This window comes from Actinomyces sp. MRS3W, from assembly GCF_032465695.1.
In the GTDB taxonomy this organism is placed as follows: domain Bacteria; phylum Actinomycetota; class Actinomycetes; order Actinomycetales; family Actinomycetaceae; genus Actinomyces.
On sequence record NZ_JAWDJJ010000308.1, the window covers coordinates 1 to 2764 of the forward strand.

Genomic DNA, 2764 nt, shown 5'->3' on the forward strand with positions numbered 1-2764 from the left:
AGGTGCCGCTCGATGACCTCATAGCGCTCTCCACGAAGCTGCTCTGCACGGGCGTGGAGTCGCTCGATCTGGTGTGAGCACAAGGGTGCCAATAAACAGAGGATAATAGCTTAGAACGGCTTATGCGGCCTTAACGAATCACCCTGCCGCACGAACGCTGGCAGGGTGATTTATTGTGCTTAACTGAGGAAATGTGCGCCTGCGACCTTGAAAGGTCACTCCCACTCGATGGTGGCCGGGGGCTTGCTGGTCACGTCCAGCACCACGCGGTTGACCTCGGGGACGGCGTTGGTGATGCGCGTGGAGATGCGGGCCAGCACGTCGTAGGGCAGACGCGTCCAGTCCGCCGTCATGGCGTCCTCGCTGCTCACCGGCCGCAGCACCACCGGGTGCCCGTAGGTGCGCCCGTCGCCCTGCACGCCCACGGATCGCACGTCGGCCAGCAGCACCACCGGGCACTGCCAGATCTCCTCATCCAGCCCGGCCGCCGTCAGCTCCTCGCGGGCGATCGCATCCGCCGCCCGCAGAATGCGCAGGTTCTCCGCGGTAACTTCCCCGATGACGCGGATACCGAGCCCCGGCCCGGGGAAGGGCTGGCGGGCCACGATTCCCTCGGGCACGCCCAACTCCCGCCCGATCGCACGCACCTCGTCCTTGAACAGCGCCCGCAGCGGCTCGATCAGCTCGAAGTCCAGATCCTCGGGCAGCCCACCCACATTGTGGTGGCTCTTGATGTTGGCGGCGCCCTCCCCGCCGCCGGACTCCACCACGTCCGGGTACAGCGTGCCCTGCACCAGGAACTTGATCTCGCCGCCGGCGGCGCCGACCTCCGCGATCACGCGCCGCTGGGCGGCCTCGAAGGAGCGGATGAACTCCCGGCCGATGATCTTGCGCTTGGCCTCGGGCTCGGTGACGCCCGCGAGTGCGGTCAGGAAGCGCTCGGACTCGTCCACGGTGATCACGCGGATGCCCATGCCCCGGGCGTAGTCGCGCTCCACCTGCTCGCGCTCGCCGGCGCGCAGCAGGCCGTGGTCCACGAAGATGCAGGTCAACTGGTCCCCGATGGCCCGGTGCACCAGGGCCGCCGCCACGGAGGAGTCGACGCCGCCGGACAGGCCGCAGATGACGTGGGCGTCGCCCACCCGCTCGCGGATGCGCTCGACCTGCTCGTCGATGATGTTGCCCGGCGTCCAGGTGGCGGGGATGCCGGCGCCGTCGCGGAGGAAGTTGGCCAGCGCCTGCTGGCCGAACTGCGAGTGCATGACCTCGGGGTGCCACTGCAGCCCGTACAGGCGCCGGGCGGGGTCCTCGAAGGCGGCCACGGGCGTCTGCGAGGTAGAGGCAGTGACGGTGAATCCGGCCGGGGCGGCCTGCACGGCGTCGCCGTGGCTCATCCACACCGCCTGCCGGACGGGGGTGCCGGCGAACAGGCAGGAGTCGGGGTCGACGTCGGCGTCGGTGTGCCCGTACTCGCGGGTGCCGGTGCGCCCGACGGTGCCGCCGAGGGCCTGGGCCATCGTCTGGAAGCCGTAGCAGATGCCCAGCACCGGCACGCCCGCGTCGAACAGGGCCGGGTCCACGCTCGGGGCGCCGTCGGCGTACACGGAGGCGGGCCCGCCGGACAGGATGATGGCGGCCGGCTGCTTGGCGAGCATGTCCGCCACCGGCATGCTGTGGGGCACGATCTCGGAGTACACGCTCGCCTCGCGCACACGGCGGGCGATCAGCTGGGCGTACTGGGCACCGAAGTCCACCACGAGGACGGGGCCGGTGTGCCCCTCCTCGTTCCCGACGGGGTTGTGCGGAGTAGTCGTCACCGGCACAGGATAGCCGCGTCGGCCCGCTGGCCTGCGCCCGCGGTCCGGGCAGTGGCCATGACTGCCGGGCGCTCCAGCGCGCCCAGTACCCACGACGTCCAGCACGCCCCGATGCGGGCGGCGATTCGCACCGTGCGGCGGCGTCCGGAAGCGTGACGCGCTTATCAGATTTTTGTCTGGACAAAGCGGTGGCGGGCTCCCTAATGTATTGCTCGCCGGCCAGCCAGGCCGGTACCGACCGGAAGGTCGGGCACACCGCTGTGCGGGCCGCCCGACCGGTTCCGCACACAGGAACCGGAAGGAAAGCCACCATGAGTGTCCCCGTTATCGACGCCATCGCCGTCGCCACCCCCGAATCGACCACATCCACCCAGGACGAGATCAAGGCTGCCGACCTGCTCACCTTCAAGATCGGCATGGCCACCGTCGCCGCCGTGGTCTTCATCATGGCGATCGTCGGAGCCGTCACCGCCTCACCGGCGCTGCTCATGGCCGCTGGACTGAGCGGCACCATGGCCAGCCTGGGCGGCGTTTACACCGGCGTCAACCTCCTGGCGGCCTGAACCGCCCCACTGAACCGGAAGGCGTGAGCACACGCCACGCCTTTCCTGAGCTGCGCGGGCAACGCGGACCGCGCAGCAATGGCGAACAACCGGGATTGCCCGGATCCGCGTACGAATCAGCAAGCGTCGACCCAAAGGGTCGGCGCTTATTCGTTGTCCTCAGCGCAGCGCCGCCAGCGCCCGCGGCAGGAGAAATACGGCAACCAGCATGCTGAGGACCTGACAGCCGAGCACAACCCCCAGCGCAACGGCACGGGAGGGCACCGCCACCAACAGCAGGGCCGGCCCGAGCAGCGCCACGAGCTGCACCAGCGGGCGAATGACGGCGGTGGCGCGCCGCTGGGAGCGCAGCAGCCACGGCGGGACCAGCGGGTCGATCCCGCC

General features: G+C 69.8%; 2 protein-coding genes and 1 pseudogene. 1 reads left to right on the forward strand and 2 read right to left on the reverse strand.

The genetic code is table 11. From position 1 onward, the window contains the following. Window positions 1-215 precede the first annotated feature (215 nt). Entirely contained in the window at window positions 216-1817 is a 1602-nt protein-coding gene (gene guaA, locus RWX45_RS11630) for a glutamine-hydrolyzing GMP synthase (protein WP_316023881.1), read from the reverse strand. 311 nt (window positions 1818-2128) lie between these two features. Here guaA and RWX45_RS11635 point away from each other — a divergent pair, with 311 nt between their 5' ends. Then, window positions 2129-2380, forward strand: a complete 252-nt coding sequence (locus RWX45_RS11635; RefSeq protein WP_316023882.1) for a mandelate racemase — start codon at window positions 2129-2131, stop codon at window positions 2378-2380. Between the two features lie 159 nt (window positions 2381-2539). On the opposite strand, the pseudogene RWX45_RS11640 reads toward RWX45_RS11635, so the two are convergent. Then, window positions 2540-2764, reverse strand: a pseudogene (locus tag RWX45_RS11640) (hypothetical protein); the annotation flags it as partial.

Coding starts and splice junctions, on each gene's coding strand:
- RWX45_RS11635 (WP_316023882.1), top strand. CDS start 2,129: ATGAGTGTCCCCGTTATCGACGCCATCGCCGTCGCCACCCCCGAATCG.